This window comes from Streptomyces gilvus, assembly GCF_022513565.1.
Lineage (GTDB): Bacteria > Actinomycetota > Actinomycetes > Streptomycetales > Streptomycetaceae > Streptomyces > Streptomyces gilvus.
The window spans coordinates 51048-73235 of sequence record NZ_JAKWBE010000027.1 but is presented as its reverse complement, the minus strand read 5'-3'; the positions used below and the strand labels follow the sequence as shown (position 1 = coordinate 73235).

Sequence of the window (22188 nt, the reverse complement as noted above, 5' to 3'; positions counted from 1 at the left end):
CCGATTCGCACGGCGATCACCGGTGATTCCGGCGTAACTCATCAGACAAAACAGGACGGATACCGCTCACCTGCACCCTCCCCGAACGGGAGAGCCCAAGAAGCCAGTAACATGCGTCGCCATGAGCTCCCCCACTGGACCCGCGTCCGGCCTGCCAGTACGAATGCCGCGACCTCGCCAGCCCGGGCGGCACCGCCGACCCGAGCCGCTGGCGGCTCCCGAGGGCGCGCCCGCGCTCGTCCTCGCGGTGCCGGGCACTCCCAGCACCGCGACGCGCGGCCTCGCCGAGGAGGTCGTGAGCATCGCCCGCTCCGAGCTCCCCGGTCTGGACGCGCGCATCGCGTACCTGGACGGGGACGACTCGGAGTTCCCGACGCTCCAGGGTGTGCTGGCACACGCCGCCGAGGAGCGCACGGCCCGCTATGAGCAGGCCAAGGCCGCCGGCCTGGACATCAAGGAGCCCGACGGCCCGGTGGCGGTCGTGGTGCCGCTGCTGGCCGGTCCCGACAGCGCGCTGCTGCGCCAGATCCGCCAGGCCGTGATGGAGAGCCGTGTCGCGGCCGATCTGACGGATGTGCTGGGTCCGCACCCGCTGCTGGCCGAGGCCCTGCACGTGCGGCTGTCGGAGGCGGGGCTGGCCCGCGCCGACCGCGCCCGGCTGTTCACCGTGGCGACCGCGGCGGACGGCATCATCCTGGCCTCCGTGGGCGGTGACGAGGCCGCGCAGGCGGCCGGGATCACCGGCATGCTGCTCGCCGCCCGCCTCGCCGTGCCGGTGATGGCGGCGGCCCTGGACCAGGACGGTTCGATCGCCTCCGTGGCCGAGCAGCTGCGTTCCTCGGGCTCGCAGCAGCTGGCGCTGGCGCCGTACCTGATAGGGCCGGAGATCGACCCCGGTCTGATCGGGGAGGCGGCCAAGGAGGCGGGCTGCGCGGCCGCCGAGGCGCTGGGCCCCTACCCGGCCATCGGCAAGCTGGCGCTGGCCAAGTACACGACCGCCCTGGGCATCGCCCCGCAGCAGCCGCAGGGGGCGCCGGTCCGCTGACCCGCGCCCCGCAGGGCAGGGATGTGACACCGCCGAAGGGCCCGTTCCGCAGTCCGGAGCCGGGCCCTTCGGCGTTCGCGTCAGCGTGACTCAGTCGAGGACGACGCAGGACGCGGCCGGCACCTCGATCGAGCCCTCGTAGCGCGGCAGACCGGTGTCCGGATCGACGGCGAACCAGGTCACGTCGCCGGAGCGCTCGTTGGCCGCGTAGAGGAAGCCCTCCGACTCGGTGAGGGCGCGGGGCCAGTGGCCGCCGCAGGGGACGGTGCCGATCAGCCGCAGCTCCTCGCCCTCGACGGCGAAGGTGGACAGAACGTCCTCGCCGCGGGTGGCGATCCACACGAAGCGGCCGTCGGGCGAGGCGACGATCCCCGAGGGGTAGGCGTCGCCGGCCGGGGCGGCGGGCAGCACCTGGGTCTCGGTCAGCGGTTTGAGGGTGCCGTCCTCGGCGTCCCAGTGGCAGGCGGTGACGGTGGGGGTGAGCTCGTTGACGACGTACGCGCGCGTGCCGTCCGGGTGGAAGGCCAGATGGCGGGGCCCGGAGCCGGGGCGCAGGGCGATCTCGCGGTGCACGGTGAGTTCGCCGTCCGTCAGGACGCACACGCGGACCGAGTCCGTTCCGAGGTCGACGCTGACGGCCCAGCGGCCGCTGGGGTCGGGCTGCACCTGGTGGGCGTGCGGGCCCTGCTGGCGGCGGGTGTGGGGACCGGAACCGGCGTGCTGGAGCACGGCGGACGGGGCGCCGGCGAGGGTGCCGTCGGGGCGCAGGGGTACGGCGGTGACGCTGCCGGAGCCGTAGTTGGCGGTCAGGACGTGCCCGGCGTGGAGGCTGAGGTGGGTGGGGCCCTGCCCGTCGACCGGCACCGGCGCCCCGGTCCGCTCAAGCCGGTCCTCGGTCACTCGGTAGGCGGCCACCGCGCCCTCGCTGGTCTCACTCACCGCGTACAGGAGGCCCCCGCCGGGCGCCAGGGCCAGATACGACGGGTCGGGTACGCCGTCCACGCTGCTCAGAGCGGTGAGCGCGCCGCCGCTCGCAGCCACGGCCGCCGTCACGATCCCCGGGCCTCCCGCCGCCGTGAACGACCCGATGAAGGCCCTCCGCCGCCGCACGCCGCCATCCGTCACCGCTGTCCCCTCTCGGTTCTGTGCCGATGGGGCTGACGGTAGCAGTCGATCACGTGCGGTCTAGACCAGAGGGGAGACTGTTCCTGTCGTGCGGACGCATGGTCAGGCGCCGGCCGGCGGGGATCCGGAGGGGGTGCGCAGGACGCGGCACCCGGGGCCGCCGCCGCGCACGCGGCCGGATGCGCTGCATCGCCGTCCCCTACCTCACCGCGCAACACGCCCCGCAGTTCGCCACCGCGGACCTGCTCCTGCGCGGCGGCCGGCCGGAGTTCACGGCGCGGGCCGCGTACGACTGGCTGGTGCGATCGGCGCGTTGACGGCGGCAACGGCGTCCATGAGCATGATCGGGCCGGTCGATGACGTCCGCCGACTGGAGGGTTCCATGGGGTCTGCCGCCGTGCTCGTCGCCAACCGCGGGGAGGTCGCCGTCCGTGTGCTGCGGGCCGCGGCGGAGGCCGGGCTGCGCACGGTCGCGGTGCACGAGGAGGCGACGACGCCCATGCCCGGCTCCTCGACGAGTCCGTACCGGTGAGCGGCTACCTGGAGGGGGACGCCCTGCTCGCCGCCGCCCGGAGCACCGGCTGCGACTGCCTCCATCCCGGTTACGGCTTCCTGAGCGAGGCATGCGGGCGGCGGTCACGGGGCTCGGGGACACCGGCTCGGTGCTGGAGCTGCGGCCGGGGTTCGGCGTGGGGGTGCTGATCTGCCTGGTGCGGATCGAGGGGCGGCCGTTGGGGCTGCCGGCCAGCAACCCGGCGCATCTGGGCGGGGCGATCGACCGGGACGCGGCGGACAAGGCGGCGCGGTTCCTGCAGCTGTGCGACGCGTTCGGACTGCCGGTCGTCTCGCTGTGCGACACCCCTGGCTTCATGGTCGGTCCGGACGCCGAACGGACCGCGACCGTACGGCACTTCGCGCGGCTGTTCGGGAGGGGGCGAATCTGTGGGTGCCGTTGGTGAGTCTGGTGCTGCGCAAGGCGTACGGGCTGGGGGCGATGGCCATGACGGGCGGCTCCACGCGGGCGCCGCTGGCCACCGCCGCCTGGCCGGGCGGGGAGTTCGGCGGGATGGGCCTGGAGGGAGCCGTCCGGCTCGGTCACCGCAAGGAGCCGGCGGCGATCGAGGACCCGGCCGAGCGTGCCCGCGCCTTCGAGGAGCGGGTCGCCGAGCTGTACGAACGCGGGAAGGCGGTCAACGCGGCGGCCGCGCTGGAGATCGACGCGGTCATCGACCCGGCCGGGTCGCGGGGATGGATCCTGGCGGCGCTGGAACGGTGCCCCGTCCCCCGCCCGGGGCACCGTCCGTTCATCGACACCTGGTGAGCACGGTCACCCGGACCGTGCGGACATCGTCAGCTGGGCCGGATGTTCTGGTTGAGGCGGAAGACGTTGTCCGGGTCGACGGCGGCCTTGACCCGGGCCAGCCGGTCGTAGTTGCCGCGGTAGCTGGCCCGGACGCGCTCCTGGCCCTCGTCCATCATCATGTTCACGTAGGCGCCGCCCGCCGAGTACGGGTGCAGGGCGTCGGAGTAGTCGACCGCCCAGCGCTTGATCAGCTCGGCGTTGGCGGGGTCGGGGTCGACGCCCGCGTAGACGGTGGACCAGCGGGCGCTGCGGTAGCCCCAGGGCGTCTCGTCGGCGCCGACGTCGTGGGCGGCGCCGTCGATCGGGTAGAGGTGCATCGTCGACTGGACCGTCGGCACCTCGGCGCCGAACTTGGCGTGGAGCTCGACGGCCTCGTCCGGGATCTCCTCGACGAAGTCGGCACGCCAGTACCACTGGTGGCCGGGCGGGTAGAGCCCGTCGAACATGGACTGCAGATCGGGGTGCGGCATCGGTCCGACGGCGTGCAGCAACGGCTCGGGCAGCGCGTCGAGCAGCGGGGCCATCGCGCGCGCGGCGGCTTCCGGGTCACCGCTGGTGTGACACCACACGATCCCGGCGGTCTTGCGCAGCTGGATCTCCTCGGGGAACGGCGGGGCCGGCGGGACGGTGCCGTACAGGAAGAAGCCGTTGAGCTCGCGGGGCGCGTTGGGGAGGAAGTCCCGGTAGGCGGTGAGGACGTCGGCGCTGATCTCGACCGGCCAGAAGGTCGGCCCCGCCACGACCGTGCCGATCTCGTGCAGCCGGAAGAGGAAGGACGTGACGACACCGAAGTTGCCGCCGCCCCCGCGGATCGCCCAGAACAGGTCGGTGTTCTCCTCGGCGCTCGCGCGCACCTGGCGCCCGTCGGCCAGGACGACCTCGGCCGACAGGAGGTTGTCGATGGTCAGCCCGCACTTGCGGGTGAGGTGGCCGAGCCCGCCGCCGGTGGCGATGCCGCCGACGCCCGTGGTGGACACGATGCCGCTCGGGGTGGCCAGGCCGTGGGCGTTGGTCGCGCGGTCCACCTCGCCCCACACGCAGCCGCCGCCGACGCGGACGGTGCGGGCCTCGGGGTCGACGTGGATCTGCTTCAGGGGTGAGAGATCGGCGACCACTCCCCCGTCGACGGTGCCCATCCCGGCGCCGTGGTGGCCGCCGCCGCGGACGGCGAGCGGCAGGTCGTGGGCGCGGGCGAAGCCGATCACGCGGGCCACGGCGTCGGCGTCGGCGCAGCGGGCGACGAGTGCGGGGCGGCGGTCGATCATCGCGTTGTAGACGGCACGGGCCTCTTCGTAACCCGAGTCCTCGGGGCCGATCAGCTCGCCGGTGAAGCCGGTCAGTTCCCGTCGTGCCGCCTGCGCGGTGGTGCTGGACATACGGTTTCCCCCGTTTGTCGTGTGTCGGGACGTTCCGTACGTTCTACTCGGGTAGCGCGGGCGCGGGCATCCGTGGCCATCACCTAGCTCGGGCGTTCGGATACCTACGTTTCGCTGCCGGGAAGGAGGCCGAGCTCCGCGGCGCGTACGGCGGCGTGGCGCCGGGTGGGCGCGTCCAGCTTCTCCAGGACGGCGCGTACGTGGTTGTCGACGGTACGGACGGACACGACGAGCCGGCCGGCGATCTCGGCGTTGGTCAGGCCCTCGGCGAGCAGACGCATGACCTGAAGCTGTCGTTCGGTCAGTCCGGCGGGGTTGCCGCGGGTCGCGGCGAGGGGGCCGCGCGGGATGCGCCGTACGCCGAGCCGGCGCAGTTCGGCGCGGACGCGGCGGGCCAGCGGTTCGGCGCCCAGGGCGTCGAGTTCGGCGAGGGCGGCGAGCTTGTCCGCGGGGTGCGGGCTCTCGGCGACCGCGGCGGCGTGCTCGTAGGGGCAGCCCGCCTCCTGCCAGCGTGCGGCGGCCTCGCGCCAGTGGCCGCGCGCCTGGAGGGCGTACGGGTGGTCGCAGTCCTCCAGGTCGACCGGCTGCCCGGCCCTGCTGAGCCAGTAGCCGAGTTCGGCGCGGTAGGGGATGCCGGCCAGGTCGCGGGCCTGCGCGTACACCGGGGCGACGGCCTCGATCAGGGCCGCGTCGTCGCCGCGCAGCCAGGCCGCCTCGGCCAGCGCTGCGGCGACCGGGCCGGTGCGCTGGAGTTCGGTGGTCCGTACGGCGATCTCCTGTGCCTCGGCGAGGAGTTCGGCGGCGCCCGGTTCGCCGCGGCGGGTGCGGACGCGGGCCAGGACGGTCAGCGCGGGGCAGCGGGCGGGCAGGAAGTCGTGGATGCCGAACTCGGCGTGCCGCTCGGCGTCCTCCCAGTCGGCGGCGGCCAGGCGCCGGATCGCCAGCTCGACATGGAGGTAGGTGAGGAAGCCGAGGTGTTCGGCGCGGTCGGCGAGGTCCATGGCCGGGGGCAGATAGCGGTCCGCCTCGCCGTACTGGAGGCTGTCGAGCAGCGTCCAGATGATGTTGGCGTAGGAGCGGCAGGCGTGCTCGACCTCACCGGCGGCCAGGGCGACCTCCAGGCTCTCCTCCAGCTGCTTGCGTCCGTCGGGGTCGCCGCCCCGCCAGCGGGCCGTGCCCAGGTTGTTCAGGGCGTGCGCGAGGATCGCCTGGTCCTCCGTCTTCCGGGCCAGCACGATGGCCCGTTCGGCGTGCTCGACGGCCTCCGGGTAGCGGTCGGACAGCATGCGCAGCTGCGCGATGTTGCTGACGGCGAGGGCCAGCAGCCGGTCGTCGCCCGCGTGCTCCAGGACCGTGACGGCCTCGCGGGCGGCGTCCTGCGCCTCGTCGGCGTCACCGGCCCACCAGTGGATACGGGACAGCCAGCGCAGGTCGGCGCCGAGGGCGAGGATGTCGCCGAGGGAGCGGCGCAGCGCGACGGCCTCCCGCTGGGCGGCGACGGCGGCGGCCGAGTCGGCGATGGTGTAGCTCTCGATCGCGTAGCGTTCCAGCAGGTCGGCGAGGTCGGCCGGGCCGTGCCGCCGGCGTCGGCGCAGCACCAGCCGCAGCTGGGCGGCGGCCTCCCGGTGGGCGCCGGCGGAGGCCGCGTCGCGTGCCGCGTCGGGGCCGTAGCGGGCGATGGCGTCCTCGTCGCCGGCCTGGGCGGCGTGGTGCACGATCCGGGCGGCGTCGGATCCGGGGCGGGCGACCAGGGCCGCGAGGACGGTGCGGTTGAGGTCGATACGGCGGGCGGTGGGCACGGAGTCGGCGACCGCGCGGCGGATCAGCTCGTGCCGGAACGCCACCCGTTCCGGCGTCACCGCGAGCAACCCGCGCTGCTCGGCCTCGGCGAGTACGGTCACTCCGTCGGCCAACAGGGCGTCCACCAGGGGCCGTTCGACCGCCGAGGGGACCACGGCGAGCTGTTCCAGCGCGTCCACGGTCGCGGCGTCCAGGCCCCGCATCCGGGCGAGCACGGCGTCCACGACGGTCGGCGGCACACCCCCGGTGCCGCCCGCCGCGACGACCTCGGCGACGAAGAAGGGGTTTCCGGAGGTCACCTCGTACACCTGGGCCGCGTCCAGCTCGGCGGTCGCGCTGAGCGTACGCACCGCGTCGAGGGAGAGCCGGGCCAGGGGCAGTCGGTGCACCCGGGGCGCGCGGGAGACCTGCCCGAGGAGGTGGCGCAACGGGTGGTCGCGGCCCAACTCGTCGTCGCGGTACGTGAGGACGAGCAGCGCGGGGAGCCGTTCCATGCGCCGGACCAGGAAGCGCAGGGCGTCCAGGGACGCCTCGTCGGCCCAGTGCACGTCCTCGACGACCAGTACGGCGGGATGCGGAGTCACGGCCAGCTCCGCGCGCAGGGCCTCGTAGACACGGGGACGATCGCCGCCCTCGGTGACGGCGCGGGCCAGCTCGGCGCCGACGCTGCCGACAAGGTCGCGGAACGGGCCCAGAGGGCGGCGGGTTGCGAGGTCGTCGCACTGGCCGACCAGGACCCTGGCCCCTTCGGGCAACCGCTCCGGAAGGGCTCTGACCAGGCTGGACTTGCCGATGCCGGCCTCGCCGAAGACGAGCGCCACCGAGCCGGCACCGTCCGCCGCCGCACCTGCGGCCTCGGCCAGCCGCGTCAGCTCGGCCTCACGTTCGAGGATCCCCCGGTCCACCCCGCCGATTCTGCCACCGACCGCCGATGGCGGTAGGGCTCTCGGGCCGGGCGGCTCCCGGTCATCTGCACAGGAGGGCGCACCGGGGCCATCCTGGGATCCTGGAGGTCGGAGCACGGAGCGGGGCCTGGTATGGCGTACGACGAAGCGTTGGCCGAGCGGGTTCGGCGGCATCTGGAGGCCGATCCCGACGTCACTGAGAAGCGGATGTTCGGCGGGCTCGCGTTTCTGCTGCGCGGGAACATGGCGGTGAGCGCGAGTGGCGGCGGCGGGCTGATGGTCCGTGTCGGGCCGGACGCCACGGACGCGGCGCTGGCCCGGCCCGGGGCGCGGCTCGTCGACATGACGGGGCGCCCGATGCGTGGCTGGATCGTCGTCGACCCGTCCGCGCTGGCGGACGACAGCGTCCTGGGGGCGTGGATCGACGAGGGGTACGCGTTCGCCGCGGGACTGCCGCCGAAGTGAGCCGTTCCTACGAACGGCGGCCGGGCCTGCCTCGCCTGCCGGGCTTGGAACCGCCCGTGCGGGGAGTGCGGCCCGGCTGCTTGGCGGGGGCCGGCTTGCGGCGGGCGGAGGACTGCGGCTTGTCCGTCTGCCTCGGCTTGTCCCCCTGCCTCGGCTTCTCCTCCAGCTGCTGTTTGCGGCCCCGGGAGCTGTTGACCGTGCGGCCGCGCACGATGCCGATGAAGTCCTCGACCAGGTCGGTGGTCGCTTCCTCGGGCCAGGACAGCGCGACACCCGACTGCGGGGCGTCGACGACGGGGCGGTAGGTGAGGTCCCTGCGGTGGTGCAGTCGGGCCAGGGACTGGGGGACGACCAGGAGGCCGACGCCCGCCGCGACCAGCTCCACGGCGTCCTCGGTGGTGGCGGGGCGCTCGAAGGCGGGTTCGCCGGGAGGGGCGTCCCAGTCGAAGACGTCGTCGAGGGGGTGGAAGAGCACCTCGTCGGCCAGATCGGCGAGCGTCACCTCGTCGGCCGCCGTGATCACGTGGTCCTTGGGGACCACGACCACCGTCGTCTCGCTGTAGAGCGGGATCGCGCTGAAGAACCCACGGTCGACCGGCAGCCGTACCAGGCCCGCGTCCGCCTCGCCCGCGCGCAGCACGTCGGGCGCCTCGGCGGCGGGTACGGCGACGAGGTGCAGCGGGATCTCGGGCAGCCGCTCGTTCCAGATCCGCACCCACTTGGCGGGCGTGGTCCCCGGGACGTACGCGAGCCGGAACGTGGGGGATGTCTCCGAGCCTGTCACCTGGCCAGGTTACCGGCCGTGGTCGAGGGGCCCGTACCCGGTCGATACCCTGGACCCCATGAAGTCGCACCAGACCACCCAGACGATGAAGCCCGCGACCGCGGCGAAGAAGCTGGGTGTGTACCTCGAGGCCACCCCCGCCGAGTTCCGCGAGGGTGTCGTCTCGCGCGCCCAGCTCGACCAGCTCCAGGCCGAGCCGCCCGAGTGGCTGCGCGAGCTGCGCGCCAAGGGGCCGCATCCCCGGCCGGTGGTCGCGGCGAAGCTGGGCGTCTCGATCGCCGGGCTGGCGCGCGGCGGGGTGACCGAGCCGCTGACCACCGAGCAGATCGAGGCGCTCAAGCAGGAGCAGCCGGAGTGGCTGGTGAAGGAGCGGGCCACCCAGGCGGAGGTCCGCAAGGAGGCGGCGCGGATCAAGAAGCGCGACGCCGAGCTTGCGGCCCGGGAAGACGGTCCGCAGTCCTGAGACGCCCGCCGTCGCGACGGTCGGTCACGCTCCCGATCCGCTGTGTGCACGGAAGAGGAACCTGACGGCCCGTCACGACGAAGGTCACAAAAGCGTATCGGACATTCCGCCCTTCAACCTTCACACCAGCCGCACAAGTTGGCTAGCGTGGGTCCAGGCCACTCGAGTTCCTCCGGCGAACCCCGTCGGGACGCGTGGCCTCCGCCGAGTCCGGTGTCGAACCGGAGCCGGGGACCCAACCGAATCATGGGGTGAATCGGCCCAACTGCCCGCGAGGGCAAGGGTCGTAGGGCATGCCTTCCGGACACGACCGCCCGAACCCGACAGCTAACTCGGTAGGCGGAGTACGGAAGGAGTACGGCTCCCATGGCGCCGGATCGACCATCGCGCACGGGCGGCTCCGGCCTCCCCGGGATGCGCAACTCCGCCCTCGCCGCGGCGGCCCTCACCTCGGTGGCCATGCTCTCGCAGAGCGCCGACGCCGTTCCCCTCGCCGGGGAGGACGCCCCCAGCCGGGAGGCCGTCCGGGACCGGGTGAGCAGCCTCTACGACCGGGCCGAGTCGGACACCGGCCAGTGGAACTTCACCCGGCCGACGGTGACCGGCTCGCGGGGACGCGGCGCACCGGCGGGCGGCGGCAGGCGCTCGGACCCCGATCTGGACAACGTGAGCCGACGGTGGTTCGACGCGGCGCGCGCCTCGCTGGGGCCGACGATCCCGGCGATCCTGCCGGCCGACCGCATGCCCGCCCAGCGCACCTCCTCCCCCCGCCAGGCCCCGTCGCGGCCGGTGCGTGCCCCGGAGGCACGGACGGGCTTCGAGCTGGAGGCACCCGGCCGGAGCGTGGCCGAACTGCCCGCGGGCGGAGCGCGCCGTCCTGTCGCCGAGCTGACCGCGGGGGGTGGCACGGCCGCGCTGCCCGCCGTACCGGCGCAGCGTCAGGAGTCCGCCATGGGGGCGGGCGCGACGGGCGGCGAGCCGCGGCAGGCCTCACTGCGCACGTCCAAGGAGCAGAGCCAGCGCAAGATCGCCGCGGCGAGTGAGCTGCTGTACCGGTACACGGCCCGGCAGACATCCATACCGCAGTCGGCGGTCATGTCGCCGACGGCCATGGCAGAGCAGGCAGCGGTCATGCCCCCGACGGCCATTACAGAGCAGACGGCGGTCATGCCCTCGGTGCCCATGACAGAGCAGACGGCGGTCATGCCCTCGCCGGCCATGACACCGCAATCGACCGTCATGTCGCCCACGGCCATGGGGCCACAGGCGACCGTCATGTCCCCGATGGCTACGGGGCCACAGGCGACCGTCATGTCCCCGACGGCGGCCACGGCGTCCCAGACGGCCGTCATGCCCTCGATGACCATGGCGGCGCCGCAGGCGGCTCTGGCGCCGGCGCCCTGGTCGGAGGAGGCGACCCGTGCGACCGAGGAGGCCTGGCGGCTGCAGCAGCCGTCCGTGCTCGACACGGGCGTGCCGGCCGGCGAACCGTGGAGCCTGCCGCTGCAGGCCGGCCCCGACATGGGCCTGTCCGTCACCGACACGGGGGCGCAGCAGCAGGTGACCGCCCTGGACACCGGCACGCAGTGGAGCTTCCAGCAGCCCACCGTCGAGGCGACCCCGCAGCAGCCGTCCGTCATGGACACGGGCGCGTGGAACCTGTCCGCCGCGGCCGACTCGAGCCTGCCCGTGTCGGACCAGTGGCGCCGGCTCCAGGAGCCGTCGGTCCTCGACACCGGGGTGCCCGAGGCGCCCGCCGAGCCGCCGGTCGGCACCAAGGCGGACCGGGCCGTGTCCTTCGCCCGGGCGCAGATCGGCAGGCCGTGCATCTGGGGCGGGGTCGGGCCGGAGTCGTACGACAACTCCGGGCTCACCCAGGCCGCCTGGCGGGCCGCCGGGGTCGCGCTGCCCCGGTCCACGCACGAGCAGGCGAGCACGGGCACAGTGGTCCCGCTGGCCGAGAGCCGTCCCGGGGACCTGATCTTCTTCAACGACAACTTCAGCCATGTCGGTCTCTACACCGGCAACGGTCTGATGATCCACGCCCCCGGACCGGGCGCGGTGATCCGCGAGGAGTCGGTCCACTACGCCGGAGAGGCCGCGATCCGTATCGCGGTACGCCCCGCGTAGCACCTTCACCGGCACGCGCTCCACCCCAGAGGCCGTCCACGAACCGTGGGCGGCCTCTTCGGCGTTCCCGGTCACCCACGTCACCCCGTCCCCCCAGTCGCCCGCTCGCGCACGAGATGCAGAGGGTCGGTGAAGCTGGTGAAATCCATCAGTCATGTCTTGACATACGGATGAAATGATTCATACCTTGAGCCCCGTCATTTAGATCCGTGAAGGATGTTCACGGATATGAACGGAGGTGTCCATGGGCGTTCGTGGACGACGTCGCCGCCTGGCCGCCGCCCTCGCCGTGGCGGGGCTCGCATGCACGACGGCCGCCTGCGGGTCGGGTTCCACCAGTGCCGGCGGAGGTGACCCGAACACGCTGGAGGTGTGGACCCGGAGCGATCCGGATTCGGCCGCGACCTACGACCGGGTCTTCGCCGCCTTCACCAAGAAGACCGGGATAAAGATCGACTACCAGCCGGTCGTCAACTTCGACCAGCAGCTGCAGAGCCGGGCGTCCAGCAAGGACCTCCCCGACGTGATGATCAACGACACGGCGCTGATGGGGAGTTACCAGAGCCAGGGACTGCTCAAGCCGATCGATCCCGCCTCGATCGCGGGACACGACCAGATCACCGCCAAGTCCTGGGCCTCCACCGTGGGACTGGACGGCAGGCACTACGGCATCCCCTACTCGCGCCAGGCGATGGCCCTGATGATCCGCAAGGACTGGCTGCGGAAGCTGGGACTGAAGGCGCCGACGACCTGGCAGCAGATGCTCGACGTCGCCAAGGCCTTCGCCACCCGCGACCCGGACGGCGACGGCAAGAAGGACACCTACGGCATCGTCGCGCCGGGCAGCGCCCAGAACGGCTACGCCGCCTGGTGGGCGTCCAGTTTCCTGTGGCAGGGCGGCGCGAAGGTCATCGAGCCGGACGGCAGGGGCGGTTACCGTCCCGCCATGGACTCGGCGGCGGCCGTACGGACCGTCACCTGGCTGAAGGACAACCTCTTCTGCGGCGCGAAGGGCCTCCTGCAGCCCGGCGCGGTCAGCGCCGTCACCGGTACCGCCACCAACTTCCGGGACGGCGACGCCGGGATGTACATGACCGGCCCGTACAACATCACCACCTTCGACGCCACGCCCGGCAAGGACAAGTACGAGGTCGTCCCCGCACCGGCGGGGCCGGCGGGAGCCGACGTCCTGGCCGAGGGCGAGAACGTCTACTTCGGCGCCAGGACCGGAAAGGCCCGGCAGGAGCGGGCGCTCGCGGCCTTCCTCGTCTCGCCCGAGGGCCAGCGGATCGCCATGACCAGCGTTGACGGCCACCAGCCCGTGGTGCGCATCCCCACGAACTCCACGCTGGACGCCGCCGAGGTCCGTCACGACCCGCGCTGGAGCGTCGTGCAGAAGGCGTACGAGACCGCGTCCGAGCAGTTCCCCAACGCCCCCGACTTCGCCCCGATCAAGCAGGACACCGCCGACAGCCTCAACGCGGTCTTCACGTACTGCGGCAGTGACGTCCGCTCCTCCCTCAAGGAGCTCAACGACACCCTCGCCGGTGACCTCAAGGACCAGGACCTGTTGAAATGACCGCTACCGTGACCGCGCCCCCGCGGCGCCGAGGGTTCCCCAAGCAGGCCGTACTGCCCTGGCTGTTCCTTGCCCCGGGACTGCTGCTCGCCCTCGTCTTCAAGTTCCTGCCGATGGGCAAGGGCATCTGGCTCAGCTTCTTCAAGGTGCGGCCCTTCCTCGGCGACAAGTGGGTCGGCCTCGACAACTACACGCGCGTGCTGAGCGACCACCGCTTCCAGGAGGCGGTGAGCCACACCCTCCTGCTGGGCCTGGGCATCTCGCTCGGCGCGATCGTCGTCGGCTTTCTGCTGGCCCTGCTGCTGGAGGGCCAGGCACGTTCGCTGAAGCTCGTGCGGACGGCCGTGTTCCTGCCCGTGGTCACCGCGACCGCGGTCGTGGGCGAGCTGTGGCGGCTGTTGTACTACCCGACCTCCGGCGGCCTGGTCAACGGCGCCCTGGGCTTCCTCGGCATCGGCCCGGTGGCCTTCCTCGACAACCCGGACACCGCGCTGTGGGCGACCATGGTGATGGGCATCTGGATGGCCGCCCCGTACAACATGGTGATCATCCTCGCCGGACTCGCGGGCGTGGACCGCTCGTTGTACGAGGCGGCGGCGATGGACGGCGTCTCCCTGTGGCAGCGGCTGCGCCACATCACGCTGCCGGCGATCCGCCCCGCCATGAGCATCGTGCTCACGCTCGCCGCCATCCGCGGGCTGCGCGTGTTCACGGAGGTCTACGTCCTCACCGGCGGCGGTCCGGCCGGGTCGACGGACGTCTGGATGACCCGCGCCTACACCCTGGGCTTCACCCGGAACGACATCGGCGGCGCCTCCGCGGCCTCCGTCGTACTGCTGTGCGTGACGCTGCTGCTCACCGTCACGGTCAACTACCTCCGCAAGAGGGGAGACGTGCGATGAGCGCCCCCGCCATCGACCCCGTCCGCACACCCGCGCCGGGCGCCGCCCTCGGCCGGCCGTCCGGGAAGCAGCGCTCCACGCCGGCCCGCTTCGACACGGCCCTCGGCTGGAGCGACCGGCCCGGGTTCGGCCTGGCCCTGCGGATCCTGCTCTGCGTGATCGCGCTGGCGATCTTCGCCGCGCCCTTCCTGACCATCCTGTCGGGCGCGTTCAGCAGGAACCCCAGCGGCTCCTCGCTGTCGTTCCTCCCGCACCACCCCACCCTGCTGAACGTCAAGGTGGCCGGTGAGCGCGGCATCTGGGACTACTTCACCAACTCGCTGGTCATCGCCGGCGGCGGACTCCTGCTCCAGCTCGTGGTCTCGGTGCTCGCCGCCTACGCCCTCGCCCGGCACCGGTTCCGCGGACAGGCCCTGGTCCTGACCCTGTTCATGCTGACGATGATGCTCCCCGAGGAGGTCATCGCGATCCCGCTGTCCCTGGTCCTCGGTCATGTCCCGGTGCTGGGGCTGGACCTGAAGGGCACGGCGTGGGCGGTGATCCTTCCGCTGGGCGCCTGGGGCTTCTCGGTGATGATGCTGACCGAGTTCATGAAGGACATCCCCACCGAGATCGAGGAGGCGGCCCGCATCGACGGTGTGGGCGAACTGCGGCTGCTGTGGCAGATCGTCCTGCCGCTGTGCAGGCCCGCGCTCGGCGTGGCCGGCGTGCTCGGTTTCATCATGATCTGGGACCAGTACCTGCTGCCGCTGATCGCCGCCAAGGACCCCACCGACTACACGGTCACCGTCGCCCTGTCCATCCTGCGCAGCGACCCCCAGGTCGGCTCCGGGGTCGTGCTGGCCGGTGCGGTCATCGCCCTGCTGCCCAGCCTGATCGTCTATCTGCTCCTCCAGCGCTCGTTGGTCACCGGCATCGCCGCCGGGGCCACCAAGGGCTGAACCACCGAAGTCAGTAGGGAGACATGAAGTTCCACGGAGTGCTGTTCTTCCCGGTCACACCGTTCGCCCCGGACGGCTCGCTGGACGGGGAACGGCTCGCGCGGCACATCGAGTCCGGTGTCGCGGCCGGCGCGGGCGGCGTGTTCGTCGCCTGCGGCACCGGCGAGTTCCACGCCCTGACCGCCGAGGAGATCGAGCGGGCCACCCGGATCGCCGTCGAGGCGGTGGACGGCCGGGTGCCGGTGCTGGCCGCCGCCGGCGGACCACCGCCGGTCGCCCGCGACCAGGCCGCCCGCATCCGCCGGGCCGGCGCCGACGGCATCCTGCTGCTGCCGCCGTACCTGGTCAGCGCGCCGCAGCGGGGTCTGGTGCGGTACGTCGAGGAGGTGTCCGGCGCGAGCGACCTGCCGGTGATCTTCTACCAGCGCGGCACGACCCGGCTGACCGAGGCGACGGCCGCCGAGATCGCGGCCCTGCCCCGGGTCGTCGGGCTCAAGGACGGCGTCGGCGACATCGAGCGGATGCACCGGATCGTGCGCGCCGTGCGGGCCGTACCGGGCACGGAGGACTTCCAGTTCTTCAACGGACTGCCCACCGCCGAGATGACCGCACCCGCCTACCGCGGCATCGGCGTCGAGCTGTACTCCTCCGCGGTGTTCGCCTTCGCGCCCGAGATCGCCCTGGCCTTCCACCGGGCGCTGACCGAGGGCGACGAGACGCTCGTCACCACGCTCCTCGACGAGTTCTACGGCCCGCTCGTCCAGCTCCGCGACGAGGTGCCCGGATACGCCGTGGCGCTGATCAAGGCCGGGGTCACCGTACGCGGTCTGGACGTGGGCGGCGTACGGGCGCCGCTGCTCGACCCGACACCGGAGCACATGGCCCGGCTGACGGAACTCATCGCCCACGGCCTGGAGGTGGTCGCCGCATGAGCACCAGGATCCGCGAACTGATCGTCACCCCGATCGCCTTCGGCGACCCGCCCCTGCTCAACTCCAACGGCGTCCACGAGCCGCTCGCCCTGCGGATCGTGCTCCAGCTCGTCCTGGAGGACGGCACGGTGGGCCTCGGCGAGTCGCCGGGCGGAGTCGCCCGGCTGGAGCGGCTCGAGGCCGCCGCGAAGGTCGTCGTCGGCATGGACGTCTTCGACACGACCGCCATCGGCGCGGCGATCGACCAGGTCCTGCTGCCGACGGTGCCCAGCTCCCACGAGCGCGGCTGGACCACCTCGGCCGTGGAGGTCGCCTGCCTCGACGCGCAGGGCAGGCTGCTGGGGCGGCCCGTCAGCGACCTGCTCGGCGGCAGGGTCCGCGACTCGGTGCCCTTCGCCGCGTACCTCTTCTACAAGTGGGCCGAGCACCCCGCCCTGGACGGCCGGGCGGCGATCGGCGACGACTGGGGCGCGGCGCTGGATCCCGCGGGGATCGTGGAGCAGGCCCGGCTGATGCAACAGCGCTACGGTTTCCGGTCGTTCAAGCTGAAGGGCGGGGTCTTCCCGCCGGACGAGGAGATCGCGGCGATCCGCGCGCTGGCGGAGGCCTTCCCCGGGCAGCCGCTGCGGCTGGACCCCAACACGGCCTGGACCGTGGAGACCTCCGCCTACGTCGCCCGCCAACTGGACGGCGTGCTGGAGTACTTGGAGGACCCGACCCCGACCATTGCCGGGATGGCCCAGGTGGCGAAGGACTCGCCGCTGCCGCTGGCGACCAACATGTGCGTGATCGCCTGGGAGCACCTGCGGCCGGCGATCGAGCAGAACGCGGTCCAGGTGCTGCTCACCGACCACCACTACTGGGGCGGACTGCGCCGCACCCGTGAACTGGCCGCTGTGTGCGAGGCGTTCGGGATCGCGCTGTCCATGCACTCCAACTCGCACCTGGGGATCAGTCTCGCCGCGATGACCCATGTCGCGGCCGCCATCCCCAACCTCGACCACTCCTGCGACACCCACTATCCGTGGAACTCCGCCGACGACGTGATCCTCCCCGGCGTGCTGGAGATCCGCGACGGAGAGGTGGCGGTGCCGACCGGGCCGGGCCTGGGCGTGGAACTCGACCACGACGCCCTGGAGCGCCTGCACCGGCGGTATGTGGAGTCGGGGGTGCGCAGCCGCGACGACACGGGTTACATGCGGCGCGTGCAACCGGAGTACGAGCTGAGGCTGCCTCGCTGGTGAAGGATGGCGAAGCCACCGGTCCGCTGCTCGGGATCCAGCACCCCGCGCCGCGGATGCCACCGGGCTCGCGGAGTCCGAGGTGCTCGAACCCGCGACGGGCCGCCGGTCCCCCGCTCCGGCGGCCCGCACGGGCCCGGGCCTCGGGGAGCACCGGCTGTCCCCCACCGAACCGCCGGGTCTCCCCGCCGCGGCCGCTGGTGCGCCGTTGTGCTGGAGTACATCCGTGAACGTCCTTGTTGCTCCGTTGCAGTCTGAGGCAGGCTGGACGTCGCCGGTATGGGTACAACTGCGTACGCGGCGCACGAGCGGAGTGGGAACGTGGCACAGGTGTCGGTCGGGGCGCAGGAACGCATGCTGTCGGTGGCGGTCGCGGCCCTGCACGAACGGGACCCCGAGCGCCTGTGGCCGATGCTCGCGGACGCCCTGCCCGGCCTGTGCGACGGCGAGAGCCTGATCTACAAGCTGGACGACTGGACCGAGTCCGGGGGCGCGGTCGGTATGCCCCCCGCGGTCGCCGCCGAGTTCGCCGTGCTCGGGGACGAGGCCGTGGGCCTGCTGCGGGAGGGCTACCCGTTCGCGCCCCTGTACTCCTCCGGCCCGGACCGGACCCCGCTGACCGCGCGCCGGGCGGCGGGCCGGGCCTGGTCGTCGAGCCCCACCGCGGAGCTGATCGGCGACCTCATGGCCGCCGACCACGTCCTGGCGATCCCGCTGCCCGGAACGACGACCCCGGTCACCGGGTGCATGGTCTACCGCTCCGGCACGGACTTCACCGACGACCATCTCCGGCTGGCGGCCCAGCTCCAGCCGCTGCTGGCCGCCGTGGAACAGCAGCGGCAGCTCCTGGAACGCCACCGGCGTTCGACCGACCCCACGGCGGCCCCGGACTGCGGGTTGACGCCCCGCGAGACGGCGGTCCTGGTGCTGCTGGCGGACGCGCTGACCGCGGCCGCGATCGGCCGACGCCTCGGCATATCGGATCGCACGGTGCACAAGCACGTCGAGAAGATCTACCGCAAACTGGGCACACGCGACCGCATCAGTACGGTGCTGCGGGCCCAGCGGCTCGGCCTGGTGCCCGCGCCCTCCGCGCCACGGGACACGAACGCCGGGAGCCAGTCATGAGGCCGAACCGCTCCATCCCCTCCGCGACGGTCATCCCCGTCCTGATCTATCCCGACGTGCGGGCCGCCGTCGCCTGGCTCGGCGAGGCCTTCGGGTTCACCGAGCGGGTGCGCATCGGCGAGGACCACCGCTCCCAGCTCACGGTCGGCGACGGTGCGGTGATCATCGGGGACGTCCGGCAGGACCGCCGTCCCCCGCGCTCCGGCGAGGTCACGCACTCGGTCATGGTCCGCGTGGAGGACGCCCGGGCGCACTGCGAGCGGGCCCGCGCGCACGGCGCCCGGATCCTCATGGAGCCGACCGACTTCGAGTACGGCGAGCGCCAGTACTCGGCCGAGGACCCGGCCGGCCACCACTGGACGTTCTCCCAGACGCTGGCGGACGTGGCCCCGGAGGAGTGGGGCGGCACGTCCGCGTCCTGAGCGGTGCGCTCAGCCCGTGGGGTCGGGCTGGCGCCGGCGCGTCCGCATCGCCTCGTCCTTGAGCGCCCACACGTCCGCCACCGGGCCGAGGTGCCCGAGCTTGTCCGGGTTGACGACCCCGCGGATCGTCTGGATCCGGCCGCCGAGGATGTCCAGGGCCAGGATGCTCACGACCTTGCCGTCCCGGTCGCGGAAGAGCACGCCGGGCTGGCCGTTCACCTGGTGCGGCTCGGCCACGACACCCGTCGCGACGCACATCGACACGAACGAGGAGATCAGCCGGGCCACGTTCTCCGGGCCGCGGACGGCGTTGGCCAGCGCGGGCGCCTTGCCGCCGCCGTCGCCGACCAGCTGGACGTCGGCGGCGAGCAGCTCCCGCAGCCCGTCGACGTCGCCCTCCCGGAAGGCGCCGAAGAACCGCTCGGCGAGTTCCTCGCGCTCCTTGCGGTCGGCCTCGAAGCGCGGCCGGCCCGCGTCCATGTGCCGCCGTGCCCGCACCGCGAGCTGCCGGCACGCCGTCTCGGACCGGTCGACGGCCGAGGCGATCTCCGGGAAGCCGAAGCCGAACACCTCCCGCAGCACGAACACGGCGCGCTCCAGCGGGGAGAGCCGTTCGAGCAGCAGCAGCGCCGCCATCGACAGCGAGTCCGACAGCTCCGCCGAGCGTTCGGGGTCCTCGTAGGGGTCGGTGAGCAGCGGCTCGGGGAACCAGGGGCCGACGTACTCCTCGCGCCGGACCCGGGCCGAGCGCAGCACGTCGACGGAGATCCGGGTGACCACGGCCGAGAGATACGCCTTGGTCGATCTCGGCAGGGTCGGGGTGCGCTCCCAGCGCAGCCAGGTGTCCTGGACGGCGTCCTCCGCCTCGCTGACGCTGCCGAGGATGCGGTAGGCGATCGCGAACAGCAGCGGCCGCAGTTCCTCGAACTCCTCCGCGCGACTCACGCCAGCTCCTCCTTGAATCCCTGGCGCCACGAGGGGTGGCGCGGCTCCCAGCCCAGTTCGCGCCTGGCCTTGGCGTTGGAGAAGCCGCGGCCCTCCAGCATCATGATCACCGGCAGGTCTCCCGCGAGCAGCCGCGCCAGCCACTTCGGCACCCGCATCGGCGGCTTGGCGCCCGCGACGGCCGCGAGGTGGGGCAGCCATTCGGCGGCCGGGGCCGGTTCGTCGTCGACGATGCAGTAGACGCCCTTCGCGTGCTGTTCGACGGCCAGGACGGTGGCGTGGGCGGCGTCGTCGAGGTGGATCCACGAGCTGTGTCCGGTGCCGCGTCCCACGAGCGGGAACTTCCGCCTGCGGACCAGCTCGACCTGGTCGTCGATGGCGTCCGGTCCGTAGAACGCGCCGTAGCGCAGGACGGCGCCGCCGGCCCGCACGACCACGTCCTCGAGGTGGTTGACCGCCTCGATCATCGGGCGCAGCACCGTGCCCGTCATCGGGTCGAGCGGGTCGTCCTCGGTCTTGATCCAGCCGCCCTCGCGGATGCCGTTGAAGCTGCCGAAGCTCTGCGCGACGAAGGTGGACACGCCGGTCGCCTCGGCGGCGGCCAGCAGATGGTCCGTGCCCTCGGTGCGCAGCCGGTTGGTGGTGGCGAAGAACCGGTCGAAGTGCTTCATGTCGGGTTCACCGGCGCCGAGCCCGGTCATCTGGTGCACGATCGCGTCCGGCCGTGCCGTGGCCACCGCCTCGCCGACGGAGGCCGCGTCCAGGCCGTCCATAACGACGCCGTCCGCGCCGAGCTCCGCCAGCAGCCCCAGTTTGGCCGCGTTGGTCGTCGTTGCCGTTACCTGATGGCCCCGGGCGACGAGCTGCGGTATCAGCCGCCGTCCCAGGACCCCCGTCCCACCTGCCACGAACACCCGCACGACGATCACCCTTCCCGTTCCTGGAATTGTCTCTGCCCTGTGGACGAGACAGCCCCCCGTGTCTGTGACATGGGGGGCGGGAAAATCCTGACGAGGACGGTCTCAGACCGGGCCGGGGCCCATGCCGCCCTGGAGTCGTTCCAGGTCGGAGGGGCGGACCTGGATGACGACGACCGCGATCAGCGCCGCGACCACGGTGAAGATCGCCGCGACGACGAACGCGGCGGAGATCCCATGGGTGAGGACCTGGTCGGACCAGGGGCTCGGGAGCTGTCCGGTGCGCCGGAAGCGCAGCCGTTCGGCCGGGGTCGCCTGGGCGAGGAAGAGCGGGACCTGCTTGTGGGCCTCGTTGGTGCTGGCCGTGCCGAACATGGTGACCAGGATGGACAGACCGAGCGAACCGCCCACCTGCTGGGTGGCGTTGAGGAGCCCGGAGGCGGCGCCGGTCTCCTGGACGGGGACGTTGGACAGCGCCATCAGGGTCAGCGACACGAACTCCATGCCCATGCCCAGGCTGAAGACGAGGATCGGGCCGAGGATGCTGCCGGCGTAGGTGGAGTGCACGTCGGTCAGGGTCAGCCAGGCCAGACCGCCCGCCGCGAGCAGGGCGCCGACCACGAGGAACGGTTTGGGGCCGAACCGGGGCAGGAACCGCGAGGCGAGCCCTGCCCCGACCGCGATGACGGCGCTGACCGGCAGGAACGCGAGTCCGGCCCGCAGCGGACTGAAGTTCAGCACGTCCTGCACGAAGAGGGTCAGGAAGAAGAACATGCCGAAGATCGCGGCGGCCAGGCTGAGCATCATGCCGTACGTGCCCGCTCTGTTGCGGTCGGCGAACATGTGCAGGGGGGTGATCGGCTGGACCGAACCCCGCTCGATCAGGATGAACGCGGCCAGGACGACGACGGCCCCGGCGAACGAGGCCAGCGTCAGCGCGTCCCGCCAGCCCTCCTGTGCGGCCCGGATGAAGCCGTACACCAGCAGCACCATGCCCAGGGTCGAGGTCAGCGCGCCGGCGATGTCGAAGTGGCCGGGATGTCGTTCGGACTCCCTGATCCAGCGGGGCGCGGCGAGGGCGATGAGGACGCCGATGGGGACGTTGACGAAGAGCACCCAGCGCCAGTTCAGCCACTCGACGATCATGCCGCCGGCCAGCAGTCCGATGGCGCCGCCGCCGGCGGAGACGGCGGCGAAGACACCGAAGGCCCGGTTGCGTTCCGGGCCCTCCGGGAAGGTGGTGCTGACCAGGGAGAGCGCGGTCGGTGAGGCGATCGCGCCGCCGACGCCCTGCAGGGCGCGGGCGGCGAGCAGTTCGCCGGAGTTCTGGGCGAGGCCGCCGAGCAGGGAGGCGACGGCGAACAACAGCACCCCGACGATGAACATGCGCCGTCTGCCGAGGATGTCGCCGGTGCGGCCGCCGAGCAGCAGCAGCCCGCCGAAGGTCAACGTGTATGCGTTGACCACCCAGGACAGGCTGGTGGTGGAGAAGTCCAGCGCGCTCTGGATGTGCGGCAGCGCGATGTTCACGATGGTGATGTCGAGGACCACCATCAGCTGGCAGGACGCGATGACCAGCAGCGCCATGCCGTTCCCGCCGCCGCCCGGTGCTCGGGAGGTGGTCTGTGCTGGGGAGGTCGGCTGCGGGCTGCTGCTCATGGTGCGTGCTCTCGGTGAACGGTGCCGTCCACTGTCCGACCGTACGCCCGTGCCGCGACCGTCACC

At 72.6% G+C, this 22188-nt stretch carries 22 protein-coding genes, 1 pseudogene and 1 riboswitch; of the genes and pseudogenes, 16 read left to right on the top strand and 7 right to left on the bottom strand.

All coding sequences use genetic code 11. The annotated features are described in order from the left end of the window. The first annotated feature begins 121 nt into the window (after window positions 1-121). Window positions 122-1045 (top strand): sirohydrochlorin chelatase, encoded by a 924-nt coding sequence (locus tag MKW14_RS31695; RefSeq protein WP_240868458.1) that lies wholly within the window; start codon window positions 122-124, stop codon window positions 1043-1045. 90 nt (window positions 1046-1135) lie between these two features. Here the strand turns inward: MKW14_RS31695 and MKW14_RS31690 are convergent, their stop codons facing one another. After that, a complete protein-coding gene (locus tag MKW14_RS31690) occupies window positions 1136-2170 on the bottom strand; it encodes a lactonase family protein (protein ID WP_240868455.1) in 1035 nt (344 codons plus the stop codon). A 138-nt stretch (window positions 2171-2308) separates the two neighbouring features. Between MKW14_RS31690 and MKW14_RS31685 the strand changes: the two are divergent. The 5 genes and pseudogenes from MKW14_RS31685 to MKW14_RS41035 all read left to right on the top strand — a co-directional run. Then, window positions 2309-2487: pseudogene (locus MKW14_RS31685) on the top strand (HAD family phosphatase); the annotation flags it as partial. Window positions 2488-2552: 65 nt separating this feature from the next. Next, window positions 2553-2702: a biotin carboxylase N-terminal domain-containing protein gene (locus MKW14_RS41045; protein WP_276622395.1), complete on the top strand. Its 150-nt coding sequence runs from the start codon at window positions 2553-2555 to the stop codon at window positions 2700-2702. After that, window positions 2699-2872: a biotin carboxylase N-terminal domain-containing protein gene (locus MKW14_RS41660; RefSeq protein WP_374116620.1), complete on the top strand. Its 174-nt coding sequence runs from the start codon at window positions 2699-2701 to the stop codon at window positions 2870-2872. Before MKW14_RS41045 ends, MKW14_RS41660 begins: the two co-directional genes overlap by 4 nt. Beyond that, a complete protein-coding gene (locus tag MKW14_RS41040) occupies window positions 2794-3129 on the top strand; it encodes a carboxyl transferase domain-containing protein (RefSeq protein WP_276622393.1) in 336 nt (111 codons plus the stop codon). Before MKW14_RS41660 ends, MKW14_RS41040 begins: the two co-directional genes overlap by 79 nt. Further along, window positions 3117-3491: a carboxyl transferase domain-containing protein gene (locus MKW14_RS41035; RefSeq protein ID WP_308314658.1), complete on the top strand. Its 375-nt coding sequence runs from the start codon at window positions 3117-3119 to the stop codon at window positions 3489-3491. Before MKW14_RS41040 ends, MKW14_RS41035 begins: the two co-directional genes overlap by 13 nt. Window positions 3492-3520: 29 nt before the next feature. Here the strand turns inward: MKW14_RS41035 and MKW14_RS31670 are convergent, their stop codons facing one another. Beyond that, window positions 3521-4909, bottom strand: coding sequence for an FAD-binding oxidoreductase (locus tag MKW14_RS31670; protein ID WP_240868452.1), 1389 nt, complete (start codon window positions 4907-4909; stop codon window positions 3521-3523). A 104-nt stretch (window positions 4910-5013) separates the two neighbouring features. Next, complete coding sequence (locus tag MKW14_RS31665; protein ID WP_240868449.1) at window positions 5014-7614, bottom strand: ATP-binding protein; 2601 nt, start codon at window positions 7612-7614, stop codon at window positions 5014-5016. Between the two features lie 132 nt (window positions 7615-7746). Here MKW14_RS31665 and MKW14_RS31660 point away from each other — a divergent pair, with 132 nt between their 5' ends. Beyond that, a complete protein-coding gene (locus tag MKW14_RS31660; RefSeq protein ID WP_240868447.1) occupies window positions 7747-8079 on the top strand; it encodes a TfoX/Sxy family protein in 333 nt (110 codons plus the stop codon). A gap of 7 nt (window positions 8080-8086) precedes the next feature. Here the strand turns inward: MKW14_RS31660 and MKW14_RS31655 are convergent, their stop codons facing one another. Continuing rightward, the gene (locus MKW14_RS31655) at window positions 8087-8863 is read right to left on the bottom strand and encodes a LysR family substrate-binding domain-containing protein (protein WP_240868444.1); all 777 of its coding nucleotides are present in this window, start codon (window positions 8861-8863) and stop codon (window positions 8087-8089) included. A gap of 58 nt (window positions 8864-8921) precedes the next feature. Here MKW14_RS31655 and MKW14_RS31650 point away from each other — a divergent pair, with 58 nt between their 5' ends. The 9 genes from MKW14_RS31650 to MKW14_RS31610 all read left to right on the top strand — a co-directional run bounded on the left by MKW14_RS31650 (window position 8922) and on the right by MKW14_RS31610 (window position 18601). After that, window positions 8922-9326: a DUF5997 family protein gene (locus tag MKW14_RS31650; protein ID WP_240868439.1), complete on the top strand. Its 405-nt coding sequence runs from the start codon at window positions 8922-8924 to the stop codon at window positions 9324-9326. A gap of 192 nt (window positions 9327-9518) precedes the next feature. Further along, window positions 9519-9684, top strand: a riboswitch (cyclic di-AMP (ydaO/yuaA leader). Between the two features lie 8 nt (window positions 9685-9692). Next, window positions 9693-11456: a C40 family peptidase gene (locus MKW14_RS41375; RefSeq protein ID WP_308314657.1), complete on the top strand. Its 1764-nt coding sequence runs from the start codon at window positions 9693-9695 to the stop codon at window positions 11454-11456. Window positions 11457-11700: 244 nt separating this feature from the next. Continuing rightward, window positions 11701-13035 carry an ABC transporter substrate-binding protein gene (locus MKW14_RS31640; protein WP_240868436.1) on the top strand — a complete coding sequence of 445 codons (1335 nt, stop codon included), beginning with the start codon at window positions 11701-11703 and terminating at the stop codon, window positions 13033-13035. Next, window positions 13032-13937, top strand: coding sequence for a carbohydrate ABC transporter permease (locus MKW14_RS31635; RefSeq protein WP_240868434.1), 906 nt, complete (start codon window positions 13032-13034; stop codon window positions 13935-13937). The genes MKW14_RS31640 and MKW14_RS31635 overlap by 4 nt, the downstream gene beginning before the upstream one ends. Beyond that, window positions 13934-14878: a carbohydrate ABC transporter permease gene (locus MKW14_RS31630; protein WP_240868432.1), complete on the top strand. Its 945-nt coding sequence runs from the start codon at window positions 13934-13936 to the stop codon at window positions 14876-14878. The genes MKW14_RS31635 and MKW14_RS31630 overlap by 4 nt, the downstream gene beginning before the upstream one ends. Before the next feature lie 23 nt (window positions 14879-14901). Continuing rightward, window positions 14902-15810 (top strand): 5-dehydro-4-deoxyglucarate dehydratase, encoded by a 909-nt coding sequence (locus MKW14_RS31625; protein ID WP_240868430.1) that lies wholly within the window; start codon window positions 14902-14904, stop codon window positions 15808-15810. Continuing rightward, complete coding sequence (locus MKW14_RS31620) at window positions 15807-17054, top strand: glucarate dehydratase family protein (RefSeq protein WP_240868428.1); 1248 nt, start codon at window positions 15807-15809, stop codon at window positions 17052-17054. The genes MKW14_RS31625 and MKW14_RS31620 overlap by 4 nt, the downstream gene beginning before the upstream one ends. Before the next feature lie 351 nt (window positions 17055-17405). Further along, window positions 17406-18179 (top strand): helix-turn-helix transcriptional regulator, encoded by a 774-nt coding sequence (locus MKW14_RS31615; protein WP_240868562.1) that lies wholly within the window; start codon window positions 17406-17408, stop codon window positions 18177-18179. Beyond that, a complete protein-coding gene (locus tag MKW14_RS31610) occupies window positions 18176-18601 on the top strand; it encodes a VOC family protein (protein ID WP_240868425.1) in 426 nt (141 codons plus the stop codon). Before MKW14_RS31615 ends, MKW14_RS31610 begins: the two co-directional genes overlap by 4 nt. Before the next feature lie 9 nt (window positions 18602-18610). On the opposite strand, the gene MKW14_RS31605 is transcribed toward MKW14_RS31610, so the two are convergent. From MKW14_RS31605 to MKW14_RS31595, 3 genes are all read right to left on the bottom strand, one after another. Further along, window positions 18611-19546 carry an RNA polymerase sigma-70 factor gene (locus MKW14_RS31605; protein WP_240868423.1) on the bottom strand — a complete coding sequence of 312 codons (936 nt, stop codon included), beginning with the start codon at window positions 19544-19546 and terminating at the stop codon, window positions 18611-18613. Next, window positions 19543-20475, bottom strand: a complete 933-nt coding sequence (locus tag MKW14_RS31600) for an NAD-dependent epimerase/dehydratase family protein (protein WP_240868421.1) — start codon at window positions 20473-20475, stop codon at window positions 19543-19545. Before MKW14_RS31600 ends, MKW14_RS31605 begins: the two co-directional genes overlap by 4 nt. Before the next feature lie 93 nt (window positions 20476-20568). Beyond that, window positions 20569-22122: an MFS transporter gene (locus MKW14_RS31595; protein ID WP_240868419.1), complete on the bottom strand. Its 1554-nt coding sequence runs from the start codon at window positions 22120-22122 to the stop codon at window positions 20569-20571. Window positions 22123-22188: the final 66 nt, after the last annotated feature.

Coding starts and splice junctions, on each gene's coding strand:
- MKW14_RS31630 (WP_240868432.1), top strand. CDS start 13,934: ATGAGCGCCCCCGCCATCGACCCCGTCCGCACACCCGCGCCGGGCGCC.
- MKW14_RS31660 (WP_240868447.1), top strand. CDS start 7,747: ATGGCGTACGACGAAGCGTTGGCCGAGCGGGTTCGGCGGCATCTGGAG.
- MKW14_RS31625 (WP_240868430.1), top strand. CDS start 14,902: ATGAAGTTCCACGGAGTGCTGTTCTTCCCGGTCACACCGTTCGCCCCG.
- MKW14_RS31635 (WP_240868434.1), top strand. CDS start 13,032: ATGACCGCTACCGTGACCGCGCCCCCGCGGCGCCGAGGGTTCCCCAAG.
- MKW14_RS31620 (WP_240868428.1), top strand. CDS start 15,807: ATGAGCACCAGGATCCGCGAACTGATCGTCACCCCGATCGCCTTCGGC.
- MKW14_RS31615 (WP_240868562.1), top strand. CDS start 17,406: ATGCTGTCGGTGGCGGTCGCGGCCCTGCACGAACGGGACCCCGAGCGC.
- MKW14_RS41040 (WP_276622393.1), top strand. CDS start 2,794: ATGCGGGCGGCGGTCACGGGGCTCGGGGACACCGGCTCGGTGCTGGAG.
- MKW14_RS31695 (WP_240868458.1), top strand. CDS start 122: ATGAGCTCCCCCACTGGACCCGCGTCCGGCCTGCCAGTACGAATGCCG.
- MKW14_RS41375 (WP_308314657.1), top strand. CDS start 9,693: ATGGCGCCGGATCGACCATCGCGCACGGGCGGCTCCGGCCTCCCCGGG.
- MKW14_RS31650 (WP_240868439.1), top strand. CDS start 8,922: ATGAAGTCGCACCAGACCACCCAGACGATGAAGCCCGCGACCGCGGCG.
- MKW14_RS31670 (WP_240868452.1), bottom strand. CDS start 4,909: ATGTCCAGCACCACCGCGCAGGCGGCACGACGGGAACTGACCGGCTTC.
- MKW14_RS31595 (WP_240868419.1), bottom strand. CDS start 22,122: ATGAGCAGCAGCCCGCAGCCGACCTCCCCAGCACAGACCACCTCCCGA.
- MKW14_RS31640 (WP_240868436.1), top strand. CDS start 11,701: ATGGGCGTTCGTGGACGACGTCGCCGCCTGGCCGCCGCCCTCGCCGTG.
- MKW14_RS41045 (WP_276622395.1), top strand. CDS start 2,553: ATGGGGTCTGCCGCCGTGCTCGTCGCCAACCGCGGGGAGGTCGCCGTC.
- MKW14_RS31610 (WP_240868425.1), top strand. CDS start 18,176: ATGAGGCCGAACCGCTCCATCCCCTCCGCGACGGTCATCCCCGTCCTG.